General features: G+C 68.7%; 20 protein-coding genes. 6 read left to right on the forward strand and 14 right to left on the reverse strand.

Annotated elements, in window-relative coordinates; translation table 11 throughout:
- Positions 1 to 13: 13 nt before the first annotated feature.
- The 11 genes from L0977_RS02070 to L0977_RS02120 form a co-directional block, all read right to left on the reverse strand.
- Positions 14 to 1,114, reverse strand: coding sequence for a sulfate/molybdate ABC transporter ATP-binding protein (locus tag L0977_RS02070; RefSeq protein ID WP_234262994.1), 1,101 nt, complete (start codon positions 1,112 to 1,114; stop codon positions 14 to 16).
- A gap of 14 nt (positions 1,115 to 1,128) precedes the next feature.
- Positions 1,129 to 2,088, reverse strand: a complete 960-nt coding sequence (gene cysW / locus L0977_RS02075) for a sulfate ABC transporter permease subunit CysW (protein ID WP_234262995.1) — start codon at positions 2,086 to 2,088, stop codon at positions 1,129 to 1,131.
- The gene (gene cysT, locus L0977_RS02080; RefSeq protein WP_234262996.1) at positions 2,088 to 2,966 is read right to left on the reverse strand and encodes a sulfate ABC transporter permease subunit CysT; all 879 of its coding nucleotides are present in this window, start codon (positions 2,964 to 2,966) and stop codon (positions 2,088 to 2,090) included. The genes cysW and cysT overlap by 1 nt, the downstream gene beginning before the upstream one ends.
- A gap of 266 nt (positions 2,967 to 3,232) precedes the next feature.
- Entirely contained in the window at positions 3,233 to 4,228 is a 996-nt protein-coding gene (locus L0977_RS02085; RefSeq protein ID WP_234262997.1) for a sulfate ABC transporter substrate-binding protein, read from the reverse strand.
- Positions 4,229 to 4,397: 169 nt separating this feature from the next.
- Positions 4,398 to 5,744: a sulfatase family protein gene (locus L0977_RS02090; RefSeq protein WP_234262999.1), complete on the reverse strand. Its 1,347-nt coding sequence runs from the start codon at positions 5,742 to 5,744 to the stop codon at positions 4,398 to 4,400.
- Positions 5,741 to 6,835: an ABC transporter substrate-binding protein gene (locus L0977_RS02095; protein ID WP_234263000.1), complete on the reverse strand. Its 1,095-nt coding sequence runs from the start codon at positions 6,833 to 6,835 to the stop codon at positions 5,741 to 5,743. The genes L0977_RS02090 and L0977_RS02095 overlap by 4 nt, the downstream gene beginning before the upstream one ends.
- A 34-nt stretch (positions 6,836 to 6,869) precedes the next feature.
- A complete protein-coding gene (locus L0977_RS02100; RefSeq protein WP_234263001.1) occupies positions 6,870 to 7,706 on the reverse strand; it encodes an ABC transporter ATP-binding protein in 837 nt (278 codons plus the stop codon).
- 42 nt (positions 7,707 to 7,748) lie between these two features.
- On the reverse strand, positions 7,749 to 8,549 hold the full coding sequence (locus L0977_RS02105; RefSeq protein WP_234263002.1) for an ABC transporter permease: 801 nt from the start codon (positions 8,547 to 8,549) through the stop codon (positions 7,749 to 7,751).
- A gap of 24 nt (positions 8,550 to 8,573) precedes the next feature.
- Positions 8,574 to 9,401, reverse strand: a complete 828-nt coding sequence (locus L0977_RS02110) for an ABC transporter permease (protein WP_234263003.1) — start codon at positions 9,399 to 9,401, stop codon at positions 8,574 to 8,576.
- Positions 9,402 to 9,577: 176 nt separating this feature from the next.
- Positions 9,578 to 10,516 carry a TauD/TfdA dioxygenase family protein gene (locus L0977_RS02115; RefSeq protein ID WP_234263005.1) on the reverse strand — a complete coding sequence of 313 codons (939 nt, stop codon included), beginning with the start codon at positions 10,514 to 10,516 and terminating at the stop codon, positions 9,578 to 9,580.
- Positions 10,517 to 10,556: 40 nt separating this feature from the next.
- On the reverse strand, positions 10,557 to 11,645 hold the full coding sequence (locus tag L0977_RS02120) for an ABC transporter substrate-binding protein (protein ID WP_234263006.1): 1,089 nt from the start codon (positions 11,643 to 11,645) through the stop codon (positions 10,557 to 10,559).
- A 237-nt stretch (positions 11,646 to 11,882) separates the two neighbouring features.
- Here L0977_RS02120 and L0977_RS02125 point away from each other — a divergent pair, with 237 nt between their 5' ends.
- Genes L0977_RS02125 through L0977_RS02135 form a run of 3 tightly spaced genes read left to right on the forward strand, consistent with a single transcriptional unit; the run spans position 11,883 to position 15,343 of the window.
- Positions 11,883 to 12,752: a TauD/TfdA dioxygenase family protein gene (locus L0977_RS02125; RefSeq protein ID WP_234263007.1), complete on the forward strand. Its 870-nt coding sequence runs from the start codon at positions 11,883 to 11,885 to the stop codon at positions 12,750 to 12,752.
- Between the two features lie 26 nt (positions 12,753 to 12,778).
- A complete protein-coding gene (locus L0977_RS02130; protein ID WP_234263008.1) occupies positions 12,779 to 14,131 on the forward strand; it encodes an LLM class flavin-dependent oxidoreductase in 1,353 nt (450 codons plus the stop codon).
- A complete protein-coding gene (locus L0977_RS02135; protein ID WP_234263010.1) occupies positions 14,132 to 15,343 on the forward strand; it encodes an MFS transporter in 1,212 nt (403 codons plus the stop codon).
- Here the strand turns inward: L0977_RS02135 and L0977_RS02140 are convergent.
- Together L0977_RS02140 and cysK are read right to left on the reverse strand one after the other, a co-directional pair.
- The gene (locus L0977_RS02140) at positions 15,322 to 15,885 is read right to left on the reverse strand and encodes an RBBP9/YdeN family alpha/beta hydrolase (RefSeq protein WP_234263011.1); all 564 of its coding nucleotides are present in this window, start codon (positions 15,883 to 15,885) and stop codon (positions 15,322 to 15,324) included. The genes L0977_RS02135 and L0977_RS02140 overlap by 22 nt on opposite strands.
- Before the next feature lie 78 nt (positions 15,886 to 15,963).
- On the reverse strand, positions 15,964 to 16,941 hold the full coding sequence (gene cysK / locus L0977_RS02145; protein ID WP_234263012.1) for a cysteine synthase A: 978 nt from the start codon (positions 16,939 to 16,941) through the stop codon (positions 15,964 to 15,966).
- A 166-nt stretch (positions 16,942 to 17,107) separates the two neighbouring features.
- Between cysK and L0977_RS02150 the strand changes: the two genes are divergently transcribed.
- Both L0977_RS02150 and L0977_RS02155 read left to right on the forward strand, forming a co-directional pair.
- Positions 17,108 to 17,716 (forward strand): cysteine dioxygenase, encoded by a 609-nt coding sequence (locus L0977_RS02150; protein WP_234263013.1) that lies wholly within the window; start codon positions 17,108 to 17,110, stop codon positions 17,714 to 17,716.
- Positions 17,717 to 17,743: 27 nt separating this feature from the next.
- A complete protein-coding gene (locus L0977_RS02155) occupies positions 17,744 to 19,342 on the forward strand; it encodes a rhodanese homology domain-containing protein (RefSeq protein WP_234263014.1) in 1,599 nt (532 codons plus the stop codon).
- A 189-nt stretch (positions 19,343 to 19,531) separates the two neighbouring features.
- Here the strand turns inward: L0977_RS02155 and L0977_RS02160 are convergent, their stop codons facing one another.
- Positions 19,532 to 20,509, reverse strand: a complete 978-nt coding sequence (locus L0977_RS02160; protein ID WP_234263016.1) for a sulfonate ABC transporter substrate-binding protein — start codon at positions 20,507 to 20,509, stop codon at positions 19,532 to 19,534.
- A gap of 209 nt (positions 20,510 to 20,718) precedes the next feature.
- Here L0977_RS02160 and L0977_RS02165 point away from each other — a divergent pair, with 209 nt between their 5' ends.
- Positions 20,719 to 22,566, forward strand: coding sequence for a hypothetical protein (locus tag L0977_RS02165; RefSeq protein WP_234263017.1), 1,848 nt, complete (start codon positions 20,719 to 20,721; stop codon positions 22,564 to 22,566).
- The last annotated feature ends 9 nt before the right edge of the window (positions 22,567 to 22,575 follow it).

The following is a 22,575-nucleotide window of genomic DNA, read 5'->3' on the forward strand; positions in this document are numbered from 1 at the left end:
ACTCCCGGGCGTTTCAGGCGGTTTCGGGCGCCAGGAACACGCGCGCCTTGCGCGGTGAGACCACCAGGGTGTCGCCTTCGCGGAAGCCCTGGTCGTGGAATTCCTGCGCCGGAATCTGCGCTTCGATCAGCGGGTCGTGGCCGGGTGCACCCGAGGCTTCCACCGGCACCAGTTCCAGCCGTGCGATCGGGCCGACGACGATGGCGCGCTCCAGCCGGGCGACGATGCCTTCGGCCCCGGCGGCGCCGGCCTGGTAGCGGCGCACCGCGAGGTCGTGCGGGCGCACATAGGCGAAGGCCTTGGCGTTCTGCGCGCCGGCGTGTTCGGGCGTGCGGATGGCCACACCGTCTTCCAGGTGCAGCAGGCCTTCGTGGGCGCGGCCGTGGAACAGGTTCACGTCGCCCAGGAAGCCGTAGACGAAGGGGCTGGCGGGGTGGTCCCACACTTCCTGCGGCGACCCGGCCTGCTCGATCACACCCTTGTTCATCAGCACCACACGGTCGGCCACTTCGAGCGCCTCTTCCTGGTCGTGCGTGACGAAGACCGAGGTGACGTGAAGTTCGTCGTGCAGGCGGCGCAGCCACCGGCGCAGTTCCTTGCGCACCTTGGCGTCGAGCGCGCCGAAGGGTTCGTCGAGCAGCAGCACCTGCGGCTCCACGGCCAGTGCGCGCGCCAGGGCAATGCGCTGGCGCTGGCCGCCGGAGAGCTGCGCCGGGTAGCGTTCGGCGATCCAGTCGAGCTGCACAAGCTTGAGCAGCTCGGTCACCTTGGCCTTGATCTGTGCTTCCGACGGGCGCTCGCCGCGCGGCTTGACGCGCAGGCCGAAGGCCACGTTCTCGAACACGGTCATGTGGCGGAACAGCGCGTAGTGCTGGAACACGAAGCCCACGTTGCGCTCGCGCACATGCACGTCGGTGGTGTCGGCGCCGCTGAAGAGGATGTTGCCGGTGTCGGGCGTTTCCAGGCCGGCGATGATGCGCAGCAGCGTGGTCTTGCCGCAGCCCGACGGGCCCAGCAGGGCGAGCAGTTCGCCCGAGGCGATGTCGAGGTTGACGTCGCGCAGCGCGTGGAAGCTGCCGAAATGTTTGTTGACGTTGCGGATTTCGATACTCATGGCTCGACAGTCCTTCAGATGGCCGCGCGCGATGCCAGCGGCACGTGCACGTAGGGTTCGGCGGGGTTCGACGGCGGCGCGGCCGGGGTGTCGCCCGGGCGCTCGGGCGGCAGTTCGGCGGTGGCCTGGAGCTCGCGCTCGCTGCGCCATTCGACGATGCTCTTGATCACCAGCGTGACCAGCGCCAGGATGGCCAGCAGCGAGGCCACCGCGAAGGCGGCCACCGACTGGTATTCGTTGTAGAGCACTTCCACGTGCAGCGGCATGGTGTTGGTCTGGCCGCGGATGTGGCCCGACACCACCGACACGGCGCCGAACTCGCCCATGGCGCGCGCGTTGCACAGGATCACGCCGTACAGCAGGCCCCACTTGATGTTGGGCAGCGTGACGTACCGGAAGGTCTGCCAGCCGGTGGCGCCGAGCACGATGGCGGCTTGCTCTTCTTCGTTGCCCTGCGCCTGCATCAGCGGGATCAATTCGCGCGCGATGAAGGGAAAGGTCACGAACACGGTGGCCAGCACGATGCCCGGCACGGCGAACACGATCTTGATGTCGTGTTCCATCAGCCAGGGGCCCAGCCAGCCCTGCGCGCCGAACACCAGCACATAGATCAGGCCGGCCACCACGGGCGAAACTGAAAACGGCAGGTCGATCAGCGTGGTCAGGAACGACTTGCCCTTGAACTCGTACTTGGCGATGCACCAGGCGGCGGCCACGCCAAACACCAGGTTCAGCGGCACGGCGATGGCGGCCGTGAGCAGGGTGAGGCGAATCGCCGCCCAGGCGTCGGGTTCCTTGAGCGCTTCCCAGTAGGCGTCCCAGCCGTTGCGCAGGGCTTCGGTGGCCACGGCAGCCAGGGGCAGCACCAGGAACAGGCCCATGAAGCCCAGGGCCAGGGCGGTCAGCAGGTAGCGCACCCAGGGGGCTTCGGTGGTGCCGCGCTGGGCGGTGCGGGGGGTCGGGCGGGCGGACATTATTGGGTGTTCCCTGCCGTGCGGCTGCGTTGCCAGGTCTGCAGGCCGTTGATGACCAGCAGGAGGACGAAGGAGATGACCAGCATGACGGTGGCCACGGCGGTGGCGCCAGCGTAGTCGTACTGTTCGAGCTTGCCGATGATGATCAGCGGCGTGATCTCGGACACCATGGGCATGTTGCCGGCGATGAAGATGACCGAGCCGTATTCGCCCACGGCGCGCGCGAAGGCCATGGCAAAGCCGGTCAGCAGCGCGGGCAGGATGGTCGGGAAGATCACCTTGCTGAAGGTCTGCCAGCGCGTGGCGCCCAGGCAGGTGGCGGCCTCTTCCAGCTCTTTTTCGGTGTCTTCCAGCACCGGCTGCACCGTGCGCACCACGAAAGGCAGACCGATGAAGATGAGCGCGATGACCACGCCGTTGGGGTTGAACGCGAGCTGGATGCCCAGCGGCTCCAGGTACTGGCCGATCCAGCCGTTGCCGGCCAGCAGCGCGGTCAGCGAAATGCCGGCCACGGCGGTGGGCAGGGCGAACGGCAGGTCCACCAGTGCGTCGACGATCTTCTTGCCGGGGAAGCTGTAGCGCACCAGCACCCAGGCCACCAGCAGGCCGGCAACCACGTTGACGCTGGCCGCGATGAGCGATGCGCCAAAGGTCAGGCGGTACGAGGCCAGCACGCGCGGCGAGGTGACCGCTTCCCAGAACTGCGGCCAGGTCAGCGTGAAGGTCTTGAACGCCAGCGCCGACAGCGGGATCAGCACGATCAGGCTCAGGTACAGCAGGGTGTAGCCGAGCGTGATGTTGAAGCCCGGCAGCACGCGCGCCGAGCGGCGTCGGCCAGAAGAAGGAGGCGTCCCGGAGGGCAGCGCGATGGAGGTCATGGTGGGCCTGGGTGGGCGGGCTGGAAGGGGTGCGGCTGGATTCCCGCCTGCGCGGGAATGACGTGCAGTGGTGCGGGAATGGCGCGCAGGCAGGTGGAACTCGACGAAGCGGTGAAGAAAGGCGGCAGGAGCCCAAGCGACCACCCGTCCAGTGGGCGCGGTGGAACCGGCTACGCCGGGCCACTCGCGCCGTCCCCCTGCCCAGCGCCGCAAAGCGGCGCGCCAGAGCGGGGGGAAGCCGCGTCAGCGGCGCAGGGGGGTGCCCCTCATTTCGTCGTGTACAGCTTGTCGAACTGGCCACCGTCGTTGAAGTGCACCTTCTGCGCTTCGGCCAGCGAACCGAAGTAGTCGCCCACGGTGAACAGCTTGATGGGCTTGAACGCGGCGCTGTACTTCTTCAGCACGGCTTCATTGCGCGGGCGGATGTTGTGCTTGGCGGCGATTTCCTGGCCTTCCGGGCTGTAGAGGAAGTCGAGGTAGGCCTTGGCCTGCTCGGCCGTGCCCTTCTTGGCCACGGTGCGCTCGACGATGGCCACCGGGTTTTCGGCCACGATGGAGGCGCTCGGGTGGATCGCGTCGACCTTGCCCTTGCCGAATTCGTTGTCGACCGACACCACTTCGGATTCGAAGGTCACCAGCACGTCGCCGATGTTGCGCTGCAGGAAGATGCCGGTGGCGTCACGGCCGCCGCGTGCCAGCACGGGCACGTTCTTGTAGAGCTTGCTCACGAAGTCGAGCGCGTCGGCGTCGGAGCCGCCCTTGCTGCGCACATAGCCCCAGGCGGCCAGGTAGGCCATGCGGCCGTTGCCGCCGGTCTTGGGGTTGACCACCACGACCTGCACGCCGGGCTTGATCAGGTCGTCCCAGTCCTTGATGCCCTTGGGGTTGCCGTTGCGCACCAGGAACAGCATGGTCGAGGTGGTCGGCGCAGCGCCGTTGGGGAATTTCTGGCGCCAGTCCTTGGCGACCACGCCCTTGTCGGCCAGGAAGTCGACGTCGGTGGTGGTGTTGAAGGTCACCACGTCGGCTTCCAGCCCGTCGGCCACGGCGCGCGCCTGGGCGCTGGAGCCGGCGTGCGACTGGTCGACCTTGATGTCCTTGCCGGTGGACTTCTTGTAATACGGCACGAAGGCGGCGTTGATGTCCTTGTAGAACTCGCGGGCCACGTCGTACGACACGTTGAGCAGCGTGGTCTGGGCCGAGGCCAGCGCCGAGGCGGCCAGTGCGATGGCGCCGAGGGTGAGCTTGATGGTGGTTTTCATGGGTACGGGTCTCCGCGATAGCTGATGTAAATCGGATTCTGGGGACTCGACCTTCATTCTCAAACGACTTTGTTTTTGTTTTCTTATTCGATAAAGGAATAAGAGGCCATTTTTTGCCCCCAAGAAACGCCCTGACGGGCGTTTTCTGCCGGTTGTGCTGCCGGCCGGATCACAGCGCCCGGGTGGCGCGCTCGGGCGCATAGCGGTCGGCCTGGATGTCGGGTGTCACCCCGTGGGTGAAGACCTCGTCGGTGATGGGCAGGAACTGTGCGTCCCATTCGGCCCAGGCCTGGCGCAGGCGCTGAAACACCTCGGGGTGCCGCTCGCGCAGGTTGGCGCGCTCGCGTGCGTCGGCCTCGATGTCGAACAGGAATTCGTGCTCGTTGATCTTCAGGTACTTCCAGCGGCCCTGGCGCGCGGCACGCTGGCGCTGGGCCTTGTAGCGCCAGAACAGCGTGCGCTCGTGCGCTGGCGCCTGGCCCTGCAGCACCGGCAGAAGGTTCTCGCCGTCGCTGGGGTAGTCCGGGTGCGGCTGCAGGCCGGCGGCCGCCAGCAGCGTGGGCAGCCAGTCCATGGTGATGGTGACCTGCTCGCTGACCTGCGGCGACAGACCGGCCGGCCAGCGCAGCAGCGTGGGCACGCGAATGCCGCCTTCGAGCAGCTCGGTCTTCTGCCCGGTGAAGGGCCAGGTCTTGGAAAAGCGCTCGCCGCCGTTGTCGCTGGTGAAAACGATGAGGGTGTTCTCGTCCAGCCCCTGCTCTTTGAGCGCCTGCACCACCTGGCCCACGGCCGCGTCGAGCGAACGCACCATCTTCGCGTAGGTGTGCAGGTTGCCGCCGTCGTAGTGGAACAGGTCGGTCAGGTCGCGCGAGATGTGTTCGTCTTCCGGCCCGACCCAGGGCCAGTGCGGCGCGGTGAAGTGCAGCGACAGAAAAAACGGCCGCGCGGCGCTTTGCTGGTGCAGCCAGGCCACCGCCTCGTCGGCCAGCAATTGCGTGTAGTAGCCCACGCGCTCCACCGGCACCTCGCCTTCGTACAGGTCGCGTGGCACGTCGGCGCCCACGCGCGGCTTGTGCGTGAAGTAGTCGATGGCGCCGCCGTAGTTGCCGAAAAAGCGGTTGTAGCCGCTCTTGAGCGGGCCGTAGTCGGGCAGGTTGCCCAGATGCCATTTGCCGATCAGCGCGGTGTCGTATCCGGCGTCGCGCAGCAGCGAAGGCAGTGTCGGGTGCGCGGGTGGCAGGCCGTGCAGATGCGCGGTGCGCACCAGCGGCTCTTCCAGCCCGCCACGCAGGCGGTACTGGTAGCGACCGGTGATGAGGCCGAAGCGCGTGGCCGAGCACACGGCCGAATTGGCGTAGGCCTGGTTGAAGCGCACGCCTTCGGCGGCCAGCGCGTCCAGGTTCGGCGTGGTGTAGTGCGTCTGGCCGTAGACGCTCAGGTCGGCCCAGCCGAGGTCGTCGGCCAGGATGAAGACGATGTTGGGCCGGCCGTCGGCCGGGGCGATGGCGGCGTTCATGCGTGGCCCTGCGCCTTGCCGGCGGCGTCGGTTTCCTTCCAGGCTTTTTCCAGCTTGAGCTCGCGCAGCGCCTGCTGCACGAACCGCGGCTCGAACCAGCTCTTGACGTCGTAGCCCTGGCGGATGAGGCCGAGCTTGAGGCCCTCGTCGTGCACGCCCTGGTAACCGGCGATGAGCCCGTCGTCGATCAGCGGCGAATAGCGCTGGCTCAGGTTGTCGCCGGCCAGTTCTTCGCGGAACGGCGTTTCGGGGTTGCCGCTGTTGCTGGCAAACAGCGCCACCAGCGCTTCCCGGTTGCCCTCCTGCGAGGCCCAGTGCGAGGCGCGCACCAGTTGCGTGACCACGCGCTGCACCAGCGGCGCCTGGTTCACCACGAAATCTTCGGTGGCCAGCGCACCGGCGTTGATGGCGAACGCGGGCCCGCGGCCGCGCGTGCTCAGCGGGATCTGCACGCCCTTGTCGCGCAGCACGAACAGGTCGGAGCCGCCGAAGGTGGCGTCGATCTGGCCGGCCACCACCGCCGCCTTGGAACTGGGCCAGTCCATGTTGATGAGCTTGACGTCTTTTTCCGTCAGGCCTGCTGTGGCCAGCAGGTTGTCGAACGGGCGCTGGTAGGCCGTGCCCTTGAGCACCGACACCCGCTTGCCCTTGAGGTCGGCCACGCTGCGGATGGGGGAGCCCGGCGCGGTGGCCAGGTAGCTGTTGGAGCCGCGCCCGGTGGGCACGATGTAGCGCGTGGGCAGGCCGCGCGCCTTGTGGATCACCGAGGCCAGGTCGCCCAGATAGACGATGTCGAGCTGCTTGGCCGCCAGTGCTTCGGCCACGGCCGGGCCGGCACCGCGGAAGAAGTTCCACTGCACCTCGATGCCGTCCTTGGCAAACGCTTCTTCCAGCCATTGGTGGGCCTGCACGACGGCCAGCGTGGACGCGCCCGGTGAGGACTTGCCGGCAGTGCCCAGGTCGGGCGAACCGATGCGGATGCGCTTGGCGGGCGCGGTCTGGGCGCGCAGCAACGCTGGGGCCAGCAGGCTGGCTCCGGCCAGGCCGGCCACGAACTGGCGGCGGCGAAGAGAAACGGCAACAGGGTTCATGGTGAAAGTGCGTGATGAAGGGAAAAAAAGGGGTTCAGACCGCGAACTGCCAGGTGCCGAGGTCCAGGGCGGCCGGCGCCCGCGCCGGCGCCAGCAGCGGCCCGGCCGCGGCCGAACCGTGTTCGCCCAGCTCGTGCAGCACGGCGTTGCGCACGGCGGCAAAGGCGGCGCTGGCGCGGTCGCGCGGGTGCGGCAGGGGCACGGGCAAGGTGCTGCGGATGCGACCGGGACGCGGCTCCATGACCACCACGCGGTCGCCCAGGTACACCGCCTCTTCCACGTCGTGCGTCACCAGGATCATGGTGATGCCCTCGGTGGCCCAGATGCGGTGCAGCTCCTGCTGCAGGTGGGCGCGCGTGAGCGCATCGAGCGCACCGAAGGGTTCGTCCAGCAGCAGGATGTCGGGCCGGCTGGCCAGGGCGCGCGCGATCGCCACGCGCTGCGACATGCCGCCCGAAAGCTGGTGCGGCCAGGCCTGCTCGAAGCCCTTGAGCCCCACCAGTTCGATGTGCTCGCGCACCGTCTCGCGCTTTTGCGCCTCGGTCAGGTCGGCATTGAGCACGCCCACCGCCACGTTCTTCTCGACGGTGAGCCAGGGGAACAGCCGGTGTTCCTGGAAGACGATGCCGCGGTCCAGGCTGGTGCCGGTGATGCGCTGACCGTTGAGCCGGATATCGCCCCGGTAGTCGCCCTCCAGGCCGATGATCAGCCGCAGCAGCGTGGACTTGCCGCAGCCGCTGCTGCCGACGATGCTGACGAACTCACCCGGCTCGATGGTCAGGTCAATGTCCTGCAGCACCGGCAGCGCCTGCCCTTTGACCTCGTACTGTTTGTTGAGCCCTGCAATGCTCAGGGTGCCTGCGTGTTCCATGGGGTTGCTCCGAAATCTGTCTGTGTCCCTGCGGGGCGCGGGTCAATAGCGCGCCACCGTGCGGTCGCGCCAGGCGAGCAGGCGCCGTTCGATGGCCACCGGCACCGCGTTGATGACGAAGCCGACCAGCCCCACCACCACCACCCCGAACAGCACCAGGTCCATCAAAAAGTGCTCGCGGCCGTCGATCAGCGTGTTGCCGATGCCCTGGCCCGAGGCCATGAGGTATTCCGCACCCAGCGTCGCCAGCCAGGTGTAGATGAGCGACAGCTGGATGCCCGTGAAGATCGACGGTGCGGCGGCCGGTGCCACCACCCGCACCAGCAGTTGCCCGAGGCCGAAGCGGTACACCCGCGCCACCTCGATGAATTCGCGCGGCACGCTGCGGATGCCTTCGCAGGTGTTGAGCACCACCGGAAAGAAGGCGGCCATGGCGACGAAGGCGATCTTGGCCGCATCGCCCAGCCCGAACCACATCGAGAGCATCGGGATCCAGGCGAACAGCGAGATCTGCTTGAGCGTGTGAAAGCTCGGCCCGATGAGCCGCTCGGCCCAGCGCGAAGCGCCCAGCAGCGCGCCCACCACCAGTCCGGCCAGCGAACCGATGAGAAACCCCCAGCCCCAGCGCCACAGGCTGGCCGACAGGGCCTGCCACAGCGCGCCGCTGCCCACCTGATCGACCGCGCGGTGCCACACCGCCGCGGGCGAGACCAGCAGCGGCGAATCGGACCAGCCGAAGGCCCGCGCCGCCCACCAGATGGCCAGCAACGCCAAGGGCAGCACCCAGCCGCGCAGCGGCCTGGGCACGCGCTGCCACACCGAAACCTGATCTTCAACCGCCATGCCGTCCTCCTGAAAACACCCGGCTCACAGGCCGGCCCGGCGCCAGCGCAGCAGCCGCGCTTCGGTCAGCGCCAGCAGCTTGTCGATGGCAAAACCGACGATGCCCACGGCGAGCACTGCGGCCAGCACCACGTCGAGCTGGAACAGCTGGCGGCCGTAGACGATGAGAAAACCGATGCCTTCCGACGACGCCAGCAGTTCCACCACCACCAGCGCCAGCCAGGCGTGGGTCAGGCCGTAGCGCACCCCGTTCCAGATCGGCGCGGTCGCGGCGGGCAGCACCACCTGGGTCAGCAACTGCCAGCGGTTGAAGCGGTACACCCGGGCCACTTCGACGAAGCGGTTCGACACCCCCTGGATGCCCTGGCAGGTGTTGATCGTGATGGGCACCAGCGCGGCCTTGGCGATGAGCAGGAACTTCAGCGATTCGTCGATGCCCACCAGCAGCATGAGCAGCGGCAGCCAGCCGATCACCGGCACCTGGGCAAAGGCCTTGAACAGCGGGAACAGGTAGTCGCGCACCGTGGGCGACAGGCCCATGGCCGTGCCCAGCGCCAGCCCCACCACCAGGCCGATACCGAAGCCGGTGAACACGCGCACCAGGCTGATCCAGAGGTTGTCCCACAGCTCGCCGCTCGCCAGCATGTCGCCAAAGGTCTGGAACACCTGGGCCGGCGGCGGCAGCACCTGTTCAGGCACCCAGCCGAGCACCGACGACAGTTGCCACAGCGCGAGCACCGCCAGGGGGAAGGGCCAGGCCCAGAGCCAGCTCCAGCCGGGGCGCCAGCGCGGCGCCCGCCAGGCAGGCAGGCCCAGCGGGGGCGCCAGGGAAACGGAACGGTCAGTGGACATGGTGGCTTCCTTGTTCTGCGGATTCTTCATTTCAGCCACGCATGAAGAACGCAGCGCTGAAAACCAGGATGAATGTAGGACGCACCGACCAACGCCCGAACGAACAAAAACCGATATCACCGTGCAAGGATTGTTCGGTCATGTGCTTATGCCGTCCGGCGGGTCGTCGGCCCCGGTCAGGCGGCGGCCTCGGCCTGTGCACGCTGCGCCAGCACCGCCTGCGGCAAGGTCTTGAGCGCCACCGAGGCCAGCCCGTCGACCCCGACCGGCACCTCGCCTTCGACGGTGACCCGGCGCACCACGCGGTGGGCATCGCCGTAGTCGGCAATCGCGTAGTGCTGGGTCGATCGGTTGTCCCAGATGGCCACGTCGCCTTCCTGCCACGACCAGCGCACCGTGTTTTCCAGCCGCGTGATGTGCGCCTGGAACACCGCCAGCAGGTGCTGGGAATCGGCGCTGTTCAGGCCCTGGAAGCGCTGCACGAAATGCCCCAGCACCAGCGAGCGCTCGCCGGTTTCCGGGTGCACGCGCACCACCGGGTGCTCGGTCTCCACTTCGTGCGCCGCGAACACCTCCCGGTAGCGGCGGGTGGCGTCGACGTCGGGCGGCGTCTCGCGGGCGTGCGCGTAGTCGTAGGTGTTGGTGTGCACCGCGCGCAGCCGGTCGGCCAGCGCCTGCAGCTCCGCCGGCAGCCGTTCGTAGGCGGCCACGGTGTTGGCCCAGACCGTGTCGCCGCCCACGGGCGGGATCACCACGCCGCGCAGCACCGACACCTTGGGATAGGCCAGGTCGAAGGTCACGTCGGTGTGCCAGGAATTGGCGCGCGCACCGTGGAAGGAATCGAGCTCCAGCACGTGCCGCGTGCCGTCTTTGGAGGGCACGGTCGGGTGGGCAACCAGTTCGCCCCAGAGGCGGGCCAGGGCCTGCTGGCCGGCGTCGTCCAGGTGGCGCTGGCCGCGGAAGAACAGCACCTTGTGGCGCAGCAGCGCCCGGTGGATGGCGGCAAAGGTCTCGGGCGCCAGATCGGCGCTGAGGCGCACGCCGCGCACTTCGGCGCCAAGGCGGCCTGCGCGCGGCGCCAGGTCGAGCGTGGGGTCTTGAATGTCGTGGCTCATGGGGATCTCCAGGTGCATTGAGAAGGTGTTCGGAAACCGGTCAATGGGTGAGCAAGCGGCCATCGGCGCCATAGGCCGGCCAGAAGCCCTTGAGGTTCAGCTCGGTCAGGGCGGCGTCGAGAAAGCGCGGGTCGAACCAGCCGTCGATCTGCGCCCGCCCCCGCACCAGCTTGAGCGCTTCGGCCGTGCGCGCCGAGGCGCGGTAGCTCTCGACCAGGAAGGGGTCGATCAGCGGTGACAGGCGCACCCGCAGCGGCTGGCCGATGTACTCGTTGCGCCAGATCGCGGCCGGGTATTCGGCCTTGCCCCACTGGTCGAACAGCGCCGCGCGCTGGCTTTCGTCCGAATAGCGGTGCGCCGCCTTCACGAAGGTGGTCACCACGCGCTGCACCGCCGCCGGGTGGCGCGTGGCGAAGTCGTCGGTTACCAGCAGCGCGGCCTGTCGCGTGAACTTGAAGCTGTCTTCGGCGGCCGACCAGACGATGCGCGCCAGGCCGCGGTCGCGCAGATCGAACAGGCCGACGTAGCCGAACGCGGCATCGACGTCCTTGTTGACCAGCGCCGCGTGCGAGGTGGCGAAGTCCAGGTTGACGAAGCGCACGTCGCGTTCGCGCACACCCTTGTCGGCCAACGCCCGCACCGCCGCCAGGTGCAGGTTGGTGCCCTTGAACAGCGCCACCTTCTTGCCCTTGAGGTCTTCCAGACCGCGGATGGACGACTCCGGCGGCACCGCCAGAAACAGGCCGCTGCGCACGCCGGTGCCGAGCAGGATGCGCGTCTTCACCCCGTTGGCGCGGTGCACCAGCGAAGGCAGGTCGCCCTGGTAGGCGAAGTCGAGCTGTTGGTTGACCAGCGCCTCGTTGACCGCCGGGCCCGCGCCTTTGAAGAAGATCCACTCCACCTTCACGCCGTCCGGGCGGAACGCTTCTTCCACCAGCCCTTCGGCGTGCGCGATCGAGGCGCTGCTGCCGCCAAAACGCACCGGATTGCCCGCGCCACCGGTGGCGACACCGATGCGGATGAGCTTGAGCGGCGCTGCCGCCGCCTCCTGTGCCCCAGCCTGCGGCGCCGCACCGACACCCCCCAGGGCCCACACCAGTGCGAGCGCCCGAAACCACCATTGCTTCATTGCGTGTTCTCCAGTCCAAAGTGATGCCGACATGGCATGAGCGACTGTAGGAACGGGGGGCGGCGGCGCGCCAATCATCCTTTGGCATGAGCTTCGGCGCCAACAAGATCCGCTGCCAGCGGCGGCGCCTGGAGGGCTGCCGATTTCCGGATGTGCTTATGCCAAAGCCTTCCTTGGAAAGCGGGCCCGGGCTGCCTAGATTCGACGCTCCATTCAGCCAACCCGGGAGTCCCCGCCATGTCTCAGCTCAACGACCTGCCCCGCCCCTTCACCCGCTTCGCGGCACAGCCCTACACGCCCAACATCGGCGCCGTGATCCACGGGCTCGACCTGAGCCAGCCGCTGGACGCGGCCACCCAGGAAGAACTGCGCCAGGCGCTGGCCCGGCACGAAGTGCTGTTCTTCCGCGACCAGCAGCTCACGCCCGCGCAGCAGGTGGCCTTCACCCGCACGTTCGGCCAGGTGGCCGAGGTCAAGGCCTTCTTCCCGCGCCTGGAAGCTCACCCCGAGATCGAGATCGTCGAGAGCACGGCCGAGCGCCCCAGCGCGGCCAGCAACTGGCACGCCGACATCACCTGGCGCGAGCAGCCGCCGCTGGGCACCAGCCTGTATGCGCAGGTGATTCCGGCCACGGGCGGCGACACGCTGTGGTCGAGCCAGACCCAGGCCTACGAGCGCCTGCCCGCCGGCCTCAAGACCTACCTGGAAACGCTGACCGCCGTGCACACCTGGGAAATCAGCGGCTGGACCGAGTACCTGCTGCGCAAAGACGCCAGCGGCGACGAGCTCAAGGCCACGCGCGCCAAGTACCCGCCGGTGGAACACCCGGTGGTGCGCGTGCACCCGATCACGGGCAAGAAGATCCTTTACGTCAACCCGACCTTCACCAGCCACATCAAGGGCCTCTCGCGCTCGCTGAGCGACGCCCTGCTGGCCGACCTGTTCACGCGCGCCCAGGTGCCCGAGGTGCAGGCGCGCCTGCAGTGGGCGCCCGGCACGCTGGCGGTGTGGGACAACCGCTCGACCCAGCACTACGCGGTGGGCGACTTCTTCCCGCAGCACCGCAAGCTGCACCGCATCACCATCACCGCCGACAAGACCTTCTGAACACCCGAGACGCCGGAGCAAACCGCATGAGCCAAAGAAAACTGCGCCTGGGCGCCTTCCTCATGGCCACCGGCCACCATGTGGCTGCCTGGCGCCACCCGGGGTCGCAAGCCGACGCGGGGGTCAACATCGACCACTACATCGCGCTGGCGAAGACCGCCGAACGCGGTCTGTTCGACCAGGTGTTCGTAGCCGACAGCCCGGGCGTGTGGCACCAGGGCGGGCGCGAATCGCTGAGCCGCCAGGGCCGCCTGTCGTACTTCGAGCCAGTGACGCTGTGGGCCGCGCTGTCGCAGGTCACTTCGCACATCGGTTTTGTCGCCACCGCCTCGACCACCTACGAAGACCCGTTCCTGCTGGCGCGCAAGTTCGCCTCGCTGGACCACATCAGCAAGGGCCGCGCGGCGTGGAACGTGGTCACCACCAGCGCCGAAAACGTGTTCGGCAATTTCGGGCTGGAGGCGCACCCGGACCCGGCCACCCGCTACGCCCGCGCGCACGAGTTCGTGGACGTGGTCAAGGGCCTGTGGGACAGCTTCGACGACGACGCCCTGCCGCGCGACCCGGCCAGCGGCGTGCACCTCGTTCCCGAGAAGCTGCACGAGCTCAACCACATCGGCCGCTTCCTCAAAGTCAAGGGACCGCTGAACATCGAGCGTCCGCCCCAGGGCCACCCGGTGATCGTGCAGGCCGGCTCGTCGGAAGACGGCAAGGAGCTGGCCGCCGCCACGGCCGAGGCGATCTTCACCGCCTGGACCAGCCTAGCCGAAGCGCAGGCCTTCTACAAGGATGTGAAGGGACGCCTGGCCAAATACGGTCGCCGCCCCGAGCAACTGCTGGTGCTGCCCGGCATCTCGCCCGTGATCGGCCGCACCGAAGCCGAGGCGCAGGCCAAATGGGCCGAGCTGCAGGCGCTCATCCACCCGGCCGTCGGCCTGGCCACGCTGGAGCCCTTCTGGCCCGGCGAAGACCTGACGAAGTGGGCGCTGGACGCGCCGCCGCCCTACATTCCCGAAGCGCCCCGGGGCATTCACAGCCGTGCGCAGGTGGTGCTGGAACTGGCGCGCCGCGAAGGCTATACGGTGCGCCAGCTCTACGAATACCTGGCCGGCGCCCGGGGCCACTGGGTGGTGGTGGGCACGCCGCAGACCATCGCCGACCGCATGCAGGAATGGTTCGAGAACGGCGCGGCCGATGGCTTCAACGTCATGCCGCCGGTGTTGCCGCAGTCGCTGGACGAGTTCGTCGACCTGGTGGTGCCCGAGCTGCAACGGCGTGGCCTTTTCCGCACCGCCTACGAAGGCCGGACCCTGCGCGAAAACCTGGGCCTGGAACGCCCGGCCAGCCGTTACGCCCAGCCGCAGGCCAAGGCGGCCTGAATGCCGGAGGCCCTGGCCGCAGCAGCGCCCTGGCATGTGCGGCACCGCTTCCTGCTCGGCTTCGCGCTGCTGTCGCTGCTCATGGGCACCAGCATCGGGCTGGCCAAGGTCACCACCAGCCTGTACGCCCTGGCGCTGGGCACCCGCGGCGGCTGGCTCGGCGCGATCGCCGCCGCGCAAAGCGTCGGCATCCTGCTCACCGCCCTGCCCATCGGCCTGTGGGCCGAGCGGCTCGGGCCGGCGCGCCTGTTCGTGGCCGGCAGCCTCGCCGGCGGCGCGCTCTACCTGGCCCTGCCCGCGGTGCCGGCCCCGGCCTACCTTCTGGTGCTGACGGCGCTGACCGGCGTGATCATGCCGGCCCGGTTCGTCTCGCTGCAGATGGTGTTCATGGCCATGCTGCAGCAGATCGGCTCCGCCCACGCGGGCTGGCAGCGCGCGGCCCACATGTCGGGCATGTTCCTGATCGGGCCGCTGGCCACGGCGGGCGTGATCGCCCACCTGGGCCACGCCGGCAGCTTCTGGCTGGTGGCGGCCCTGTTCGTGCTCACCGCCCTGCTCTCGCCCCCGGTGCTGCGACAGGCGCCCACCGCCGCACCGCGCGCGGCTTCCGGCCGCACGACCTGGCGCGAGGTGCTGCGGGAGCTTCTGCGCTCGCCGCAGGCCCGGTCGCTGGCGGCCATGGAGGCCAGCATCCAGGCGCTCAACATGTTCCACACCTTCTTCATCGTGGTGATTGCGGTGCAGTCGCTGCAAGCATCACCCGTGGCCGCTGGCGCGCTGGTGTCGCTGCAAGGCGGCAGCTTCATCGCCGCCCTGCTGTGCCTGGGCGGCTGGGTGGCGCGCCACGAGCGTCGGGGCACCCTAGCGGGCATCGGCCTGGTGCTGCTGGCGCTGCTGTGCCTGAGCCAGTCGCCGCATGCGGCCGGGCTGGCGGTGGGCAGCGTGCTGCAGGGGATCGGCCTGGGGCTGCTGGAGATCCAGGTGCTCACGCAGCTGGCGCGGCTGGGTCAGCAGATCGGCCTGGGCCGTGTGGCCGGCCTGAATGCCCTGGTCGGCCCGGGGGGCGCGCTGCTCGGTGGGTTGCTGGGCGGCGCCATCGGTGGCTGGCTGGGCCTGCAGCTCAGCTTCACCCTCTTCATGCCGCTGTTCGTGGCCCTGGGCTGGGCCAGCTGGCGGCGCCAGCGCCGCGATCAGGCGGCCTTTTCGAGCTGAGGCAGCGGCGTCACATCGGCCCCGAGCGACTGCAGCAGGGCCAGGCCGAGCGGCCATTCGCCGTGGCCGGATTCGATGTTGATGTGCCCGGCCTCGTTCAGGCGCACAAACTCGCTGCCCCAGGCCCGCGCATAGGCACCCGCCAGCCGCACCGGGCAATACGGGTCGTTGCTGCTGGCCACAAGAATGCTGCGGTAGGGCAGCTTCTGGTAGGGCACGGGCGCGAAGTCGGCCAGGATGCCGCGGCGCTCCGGGTCGGCCGGTGCCACGAGCAGAGCGCCGTCGATGCGCGCCACCGCTTCAGGGCCCAGGTGGGTGGTGGCGATGCAGCCCAGGCTGTGGGCCACCACGATCACCCGGCCCGGCGCGCGGGCGATGAGGTCGCTCAGACGGTCCACCCAGGCACGCTTGAGCGGCGTGATCCAGTCGTCCTGCTCGACCCGCCGCACGTTCGGCAGGCGATCGGCCCAGAGGCTTTGCCAGTGACCCGGTCCGGAATTGCGCCAGCCGGGCACGATGATGACGGTGGGAGAAGAAGCCATGAGGACCATTGTCCCCAGCCCTCCCCCGGGCACCAACTACTGTTAAGTAGTTTGCTTATGCGCCCGCTGGCGCTGCCCTCAGGCCGGTTGCCCGGCGTTGTCGAACACGCCTTCGAACAGCACGGAGCTGAGATAACGCTCGCCCGAATCCGGCAGGATCACCACGATGGTCTTGCCGGCGTTCTCGGGCTTGTGTGCCCAGCGCACGGCCGCGGCCACGGCGGCGCCGCTGGAGATGCCCGAGAGAATGCCCTCCTCGCGGGCCAGGCGGCGCGCATAGGCCACGGCGTCCTCGTTGCTCACCTGTTCAACGGCATCGATCAGCGACAGGTCCAGCACGTCGGGCACGAAGCCAGCGCCGATGCCCTGGATCTTGTGCGGCGCGGGCTTGAGCTCTTCGCCGTTGCGCGCCTGGGTGAGGATGGGGCTGGCCGTGGGCTCGACCGCCACCGAGGTGATGGCCTTGCCGCGGGTTTGCTTGAGATAGCGCGACACCCCGGTGATGGTGCCGCCCGTGCCGACGCCCGAGACGAAGACGTCGACCGCGCCTTCGGTGTCGTCCCAGATTTCGGGGCCCGTGGTGGCTTCGTGGATGGCCGGGTTGGCCGGGTTCTTGAACTGCTGCAGCAGCACGTACTTGCCCGGGTCGCTGGCGGCGATCTCTTCGGCCTTGGCCACCGCGCCCTTCATGCCCTTGGCGCCTTCGGTCAGCACCAGCTTGGCGCCGTAGGCCAGCAGCAGCTTGCGCCGCTCGATGCTCATGGTGTCGGGCATGGTCAGCGTGATCGGGATGCCCTTGGCCGCGGCCACGAAGGCCATCGCGATGCCGGTGTTGCCGCTGGTGGGCTCGACAATCTCCTTGCCCGGGCCGAGCACGCCGCGCTTCTCGGCATCCCAGATCAGGGCCGCGCCCAGCCGGCACTTGACCGAGTACGCCGGGTTGCGACCCTCGATCTTGGCCAGCACGGTGGCGGGCGCGCCGTCGGTGATGCGATTCAACCGCACGAGCGGGGTACGGCCGATGGATTGGGCGTTGTCTTCGTAAAAATGCGTCATGGCAGTCTCTTGAGTGACGTGTTGTCCGAGGATGGACGGGCATTGTCCCTCTTGCCGATATCCGGCGCCAAAGAATAAAAAATCAGAACCACATGCCGAAGGGTTCCGTGAACGGCCCGCCCGATCGGTTGCAATAGGGCCTCTGCCGGCCCCTTCAGGAAACCGCATGACCGTCCCTTACCAACCCGCCCGCCTGCGCCAGTTCCTCGCCGAGCTGACCCGCCTGGTGAACGACACCGCCGAAGAAGCACCGCTGCTCGCGCGCGGCCGCGCCCTGCTCGCCGACCTGGTCCGCCACGACGACTGGCTGGCCGAGCCCTACACCCTGCCTTCGCCCGTGCGCTACCAGCAGTACCTGCTCTACGCCGATCCGCTGGAGCGCTTCTCGGTGGTCAGTTTCGTCTGGGGCCCCGGCCAGCAGACGCCGATCCACAACCACACGGTGTGGGGCCTGATCGGCATGCTGCGCGGCGCCGAAATCTCGGAACCCTTCGTGCGCACGGCCGAGGGCTGGCGCGCTGGGGGCCCGTCGCACCGGCTGCGGCCGGGCATGGTGGAAGCCGTCTCGCCCACCCTGGGTGACGTGCACCGCGTCAGCAACGCGCTGGCCGATCAGGTGTCCATCAGCATCCACGTCTACGGCGCCAACATCGGCGCGGTGCGGCGCTCCGTGTTCCTGGCGGACGGCACCGAAAAGCCGTTCATCTCCGGCTACAGCAACGCCACCCTGCCCAACGTCTGGGACCGCTCCCAGGAAACCTCTGCGGCAGCCTGAACGGCCCCTCCTTTTTTCTCCGATCCCATGACCCTGCCTTTCACCACCCCGGCCGAGGTGCGCGAGCACCTGCTCCAGCGGCGCGAGATCGCCCTGCTCGACGTGCGCGAGGAAGACCCTTTCGCCCAGGCCCACCCGCTGTTCGCGGCCAACCTGCCCTTCGGGCGCATCGAACTCGACGCCTTCTGGCGCATTCCGCGGCGGGACACGCCCGTCGTGGTCTACGACAACGGCGAAGGGCTGGCCGGGCCGGCGGCCGCGCGCCTGCAGGCCCTGGGCTATACCCGCGTGAGCCTGCTGCAGGGCGGCCTGCAAGGCTGGCGCGAGGCCGGCGGCGAAATCTTCATCGACGTCAACGTGCCCAGCAAAGCCTTTGGCGAACTGGTCGAAGCGCAGCGGCACACGCCCTCGCTGCCGGCACCCGAGGTGCAGGCCCTGCTGGCGAATGGCGCCGACGTGGTGGTGCTCGACGCGCGCCGCTTCGACGAATACCAGACCATGAACATCCCCGGCAGCACCAGCGTGCCCGGCGCCGAACTGGTGTTGCGCGCCCGCGCGCTGGCGCCCGACCCGGCCACGCGCATCATCGTCAACTGCGCCGGGCGCACGCGCAGCATCATCGGCACGCAGTCGCTGGTCAATGCCGGTATTCCCAACCCCGTGGCAGCGCTGCGCAACGGCACCATCGGCTGGACCCTGGCCGGCCTCACGCTCGAAAACGGCGCCAACCGCCGCGCCCCGGCCGGGGTACCGGCGGAACAGCACGCCCAGGCCCGGCAGTCGGCCCGGGCCGTGGCCGACCGCGCCGGCGTGCAGCGTGCCGGTCTGGCCGACCTGGTGGCCTGGCAACACGAAAGCGACCGCACCACCTACCGCTTCGACGTGCGCACGCCCGAGGAATACGCGGCCGGCCACCTGCCGGGCTTTCGCAGCGCACCGGGCGGCCAACTGGTGCAGGAAACCGATGTGTCGGCACCGGTGCGCGGGGCACGCCTCGTGCTGGTCGACGACGACGGCGTGCGGGCCGACATGACCGCGTCGTGGCTGGCCCAGATGGGCTGGGACGTGTGGGTGCTGGACGGCGCCGCACCGGGCGACTTCACCGAAACCGGCGCGGCCCCGCTGGCGCTGCCGGCGCCCACGCAGCCGGTGGCGCACATCGCCCCGCAGGCGCTGGCCGACGCCCTGGCGCACGAGCCCGCCGGCAGCGTCGCCGTGATCGATCTGGCGCCCAGTGCCCAGCACGTGCGGCGCCACATTCCGGGCGCGTGGTTCGCGCTGCGCTCGCAGCTCGCCCAGGCCGTGGCACGCATCCCGCGCGCCCGGCGCTACGTGCTGACCTGCGACAGCGGCCTGCTGTCGCCCTTCGCCGCCGCCGAGCTGGCCCAGGCCACAGAGGGCGCCACGGTGCAGGTGCTCGACGGCGGCAACGCCGCCTGGTTCGCGGCCGGGCTGCCGGCCGAAGCGGGTGAACAGCGCCTGGCCAGCCCGCGCATCGACCGCTACCGGCGCCCCTACGAAGGCACCGACAACCCGCGCGAGGCCATGCAGGGCTACCTGGACTGGGAGTTCGGCCTGGTCGAACAACTGGGTCGCGACGGCACACACGGTTTCCGGGTGATCTGAGCCGGCCCGGCATGCCGCGGTGCTGCGCACGGACGGTACAAAAAAAGGCCCGCGATGACGCGGGCCTGTGAACCGATGACCGCTGATGGACGGCCATCGACAGCGCCTGACAGCATCAGGCAAGCACATCCGCCCCCGTTTCCACCCCCATGGTTCCCTCCGGGGCGAATGTGGACTGCACGGGCACGCTCACTGGTCTTTCCAGCGCCAGACGATCTCGCTCACGTTGATCTTGCGCGGAATGATGCCCAGCGACTGGAAGGTGTCGGCAAGTTGCTGCTGTTGGGCCAGGTGCGCGTCGGTCACCGGGCCGAGCGAGAACTCGGCGCGATCGAAAGCGGCGGTCCAGGACTTGACGTCGATGCCCGTGGCTTCGGCCGCCAGCGCCGCCAGTTCGGCCCGGTTCTGCCCGGCCCATTCGGTGGTCTTGCGGATTTCGTCCAGCACCGTGGACAGCACGCCCGGGTACTGGTGCGCGAAGCGCCTGGACGCGATGTAGTAGGACGAACTGGCCAGCCGCCGGTCCGCCGTGTCGGCGATGGAGCGCGCACCATAGCGTTCTTCGGCAATGGCGTAGTACGGGTCCCACACCACCCAGGCGTCGATGTTGCCGCCGTTGAACGCGGCGGTCGCATCGGCCGGCGACAGGTAGGTCGGCTGGATATCGCTGAACTTCAGGCCCGCCAGTGCCAGGGCCTTGACCGTGACGTTCTGGGCGCTCGACCCCTTGCCGAACGCCACCTTCTTGCCCTTCAGTTCGGCCACGGTCTTGATGGGCGAGTTCTTGGACACCAGCACCGCGTGCTGGGCCGACGGCGTGGCCGCGGCGTAGACCAGATCGGCACCCCCCGCCTGCGCGAAGATGGGCGGCGTGTCGCCCACCGATCCCAGGTCGATGGCCCCGGCGCCCAGCGCTTCGAGCATGGGCGGGCCGAACTGGAATTCGACCCACTTCACGCTGTCCACGCCCAGCGCCTTCAGGCGCTTTTCAATGACCGCCTGCTTCTTGGTCAGCACCAGCACGGCCGAGCCTTTCTGGAAGCCGATGCGCACCTCCTTGGGCAGGGCCTGGGCGGCTGCCGGGCCGGCCTTCAGCCCCAGCAGCGAGGCGGCGTAAAGAGCCGCCAGCGCGGCCCCCAGTTGTCGACGGTTCAAACGGTTTTTCATGCGGCGATCGGCTTGTTGATGGAACAGGCTGTCAGCGTAGGGGGCCGAGGCGAGCGCGTCGACGAAGCAAAGCGCAGATCGATATGCGCAAACGAGCGGCGCACCAGCGGTTCTGGCATCGATCACCTGGCTCGGGCGGCTACCATGTCGGACGTTGCGCCGCATCGGTGCAGATCGAAGCAATACACGGACTTACGTTGGAGCACGGGATGGGCGGAATGCGGGACGAACAGTGGCGGCTGGATGCCGAAGAGACGTCCACCTTGGAAGACACTGCCGGTGCGCGCAGCTGCGGTCCGGACACCCGGTTGGGCTGCGTAGCGGTGCCCATCCTCGCGAGCGACATCGACCACCGCTTCCGAGACCTTCTGGCCCTGTGGTCGGATCCGCGCTTTTTCCCCGTGACGCGGCGCCACGCCCGCAAGCCCCACCTCCTGGTGGTGGTCAACAACGCCCCCCCAGAAGCCCTGGCGAAAGCCGAAGCCGTGTTCCGGGCGTTCCCCAGCCTGGCCGAGTGTTTCGCCGCTTGCCACGCGCACAGTGCCGGGCTGGAAGGCGATCGCGATCTGTACGTGCGCGGAGCCACGCGCATGCACGGCCGCTTCGGCAACAAGGCGGGCCCCAACCTGCTGTTCCAGCAGACCATGCAGTTCGCCCGGCAATTTGGCGGGTTCACCCTGCAGACCGAGCTCGACTGTCTCCCGGTGCAGGCGGGATGGCTGGAGTCGGCGCAGGCCGTGATCGCGGCCAATGCACGGGCCTGGATCATCGGGTCCACGTTCGCCGGCAGGCAGCGGTTGACGCACGAAATCCAGATGCACCTCAATGGCAATGCCATTTACAAGGCAGGCGACGACGGCTTCCAGGCCTTCCTCAACAACGTCTGGATGCCCGGCATCTTTTCGCGAGCAGACACCGACCCGAACCTCGCCTACGACTGCTGGTGGGCCTTGATGAAGCACAAGGCCAATCAGAACGACGGCGAAGAAGCCTGGCAACTTTTCCAGCGCTACGACGCCTACTTCCACAACGACCCGTTCATCGTGAACCTGCTGTCGGCACGCGCCGAATGCCAGGAATACCGAAACGTCTTCGAGCGCCTGGTGGAAACCGGACGCACACCGGTATTCCTGCACGGGCCGGCGATGACGAGCCTGCTCAGCGTGCTGCTGAACCACCCCAAGGACAGCGTCTTCGACGCGATCGACCGCATCGCGCCGCCCGCACATCCCCATGAGCGCACGCATGCCCTGGTTGGCGCAACGGGCACCTGGGCATTCGCCCCCCGCGGACATACCGACAGGGGCCGCACCACGCCATCGCCCCTGGCCGATTTGGCCGTGCTGGCTGACGAGGTCGTGGCCGGGGCCACTGAGTGGTCGTCTGCCCTGCTCGCCGCGCTGGCCACAGAACTGCTCCTGCACCCGGTCGAGACCCTGGCCTGGCTGGCGGAAGACGAGCCCCTGCGCCAGGCCATCGCCCGGGCCAGGACGGACGACAGCCTCGAAGCCCCGTTGCGCGCCCACTTCAACGACCTGCTGCTGTCGCTGCCGGGCCAATGGGGGCAGGCCCTGTTGACGGGCGAACACGGGGAAGAGACGCAGCTCCGGGCCCCGGCAGGGCAGGACGATATCCGCCTGCTGCGCAACCAGCTTAGCCTGCTCCAGCACACACTGGCCCGGTTGCTTGCCGGCAGCGTGCTGCCGCCCTCCGATGTGTTGCCCGCGGCAGAAAAAGCCCTGGCCCGGGCGATGGCGGTCGTGCGGGCCGAAACCGATGCGCGCGCCGGGCTGCTTGTCCACCCGCAAACGCCGCCTGCGACGTCGCCGGAGCGGCAACGGATCGAGCAGGAATGGCGCGCCACCCAGGACCTGCTCCAGCGGGCGGCCCAGAAAGGCGGCTCCCTGGTCAAGGCCATTGCCAGCCAGGCCCAGGAGATCGAGACGGGGCACGCCATACGCGAGGAACTCGATCGCGTCTACGCCTCGCGTTCGTGGCGGCTGACCCAGTTGCTGCGCACGATCTCCCTCCGGTTCGGCCAGAAACCACGCGACTGAACCGCGCGA

The organism is Hydrogenophaga sp. NFH-34, assembly GCF_021401345.1.
GTDB classification, from domain to species: Bacteria; Pseudomonadota; Gammaproteobacteria; order Burkholderiales; family Burkholderiaceae_C; genus Hydrogenophaga; species Hydrogenophaga electricum.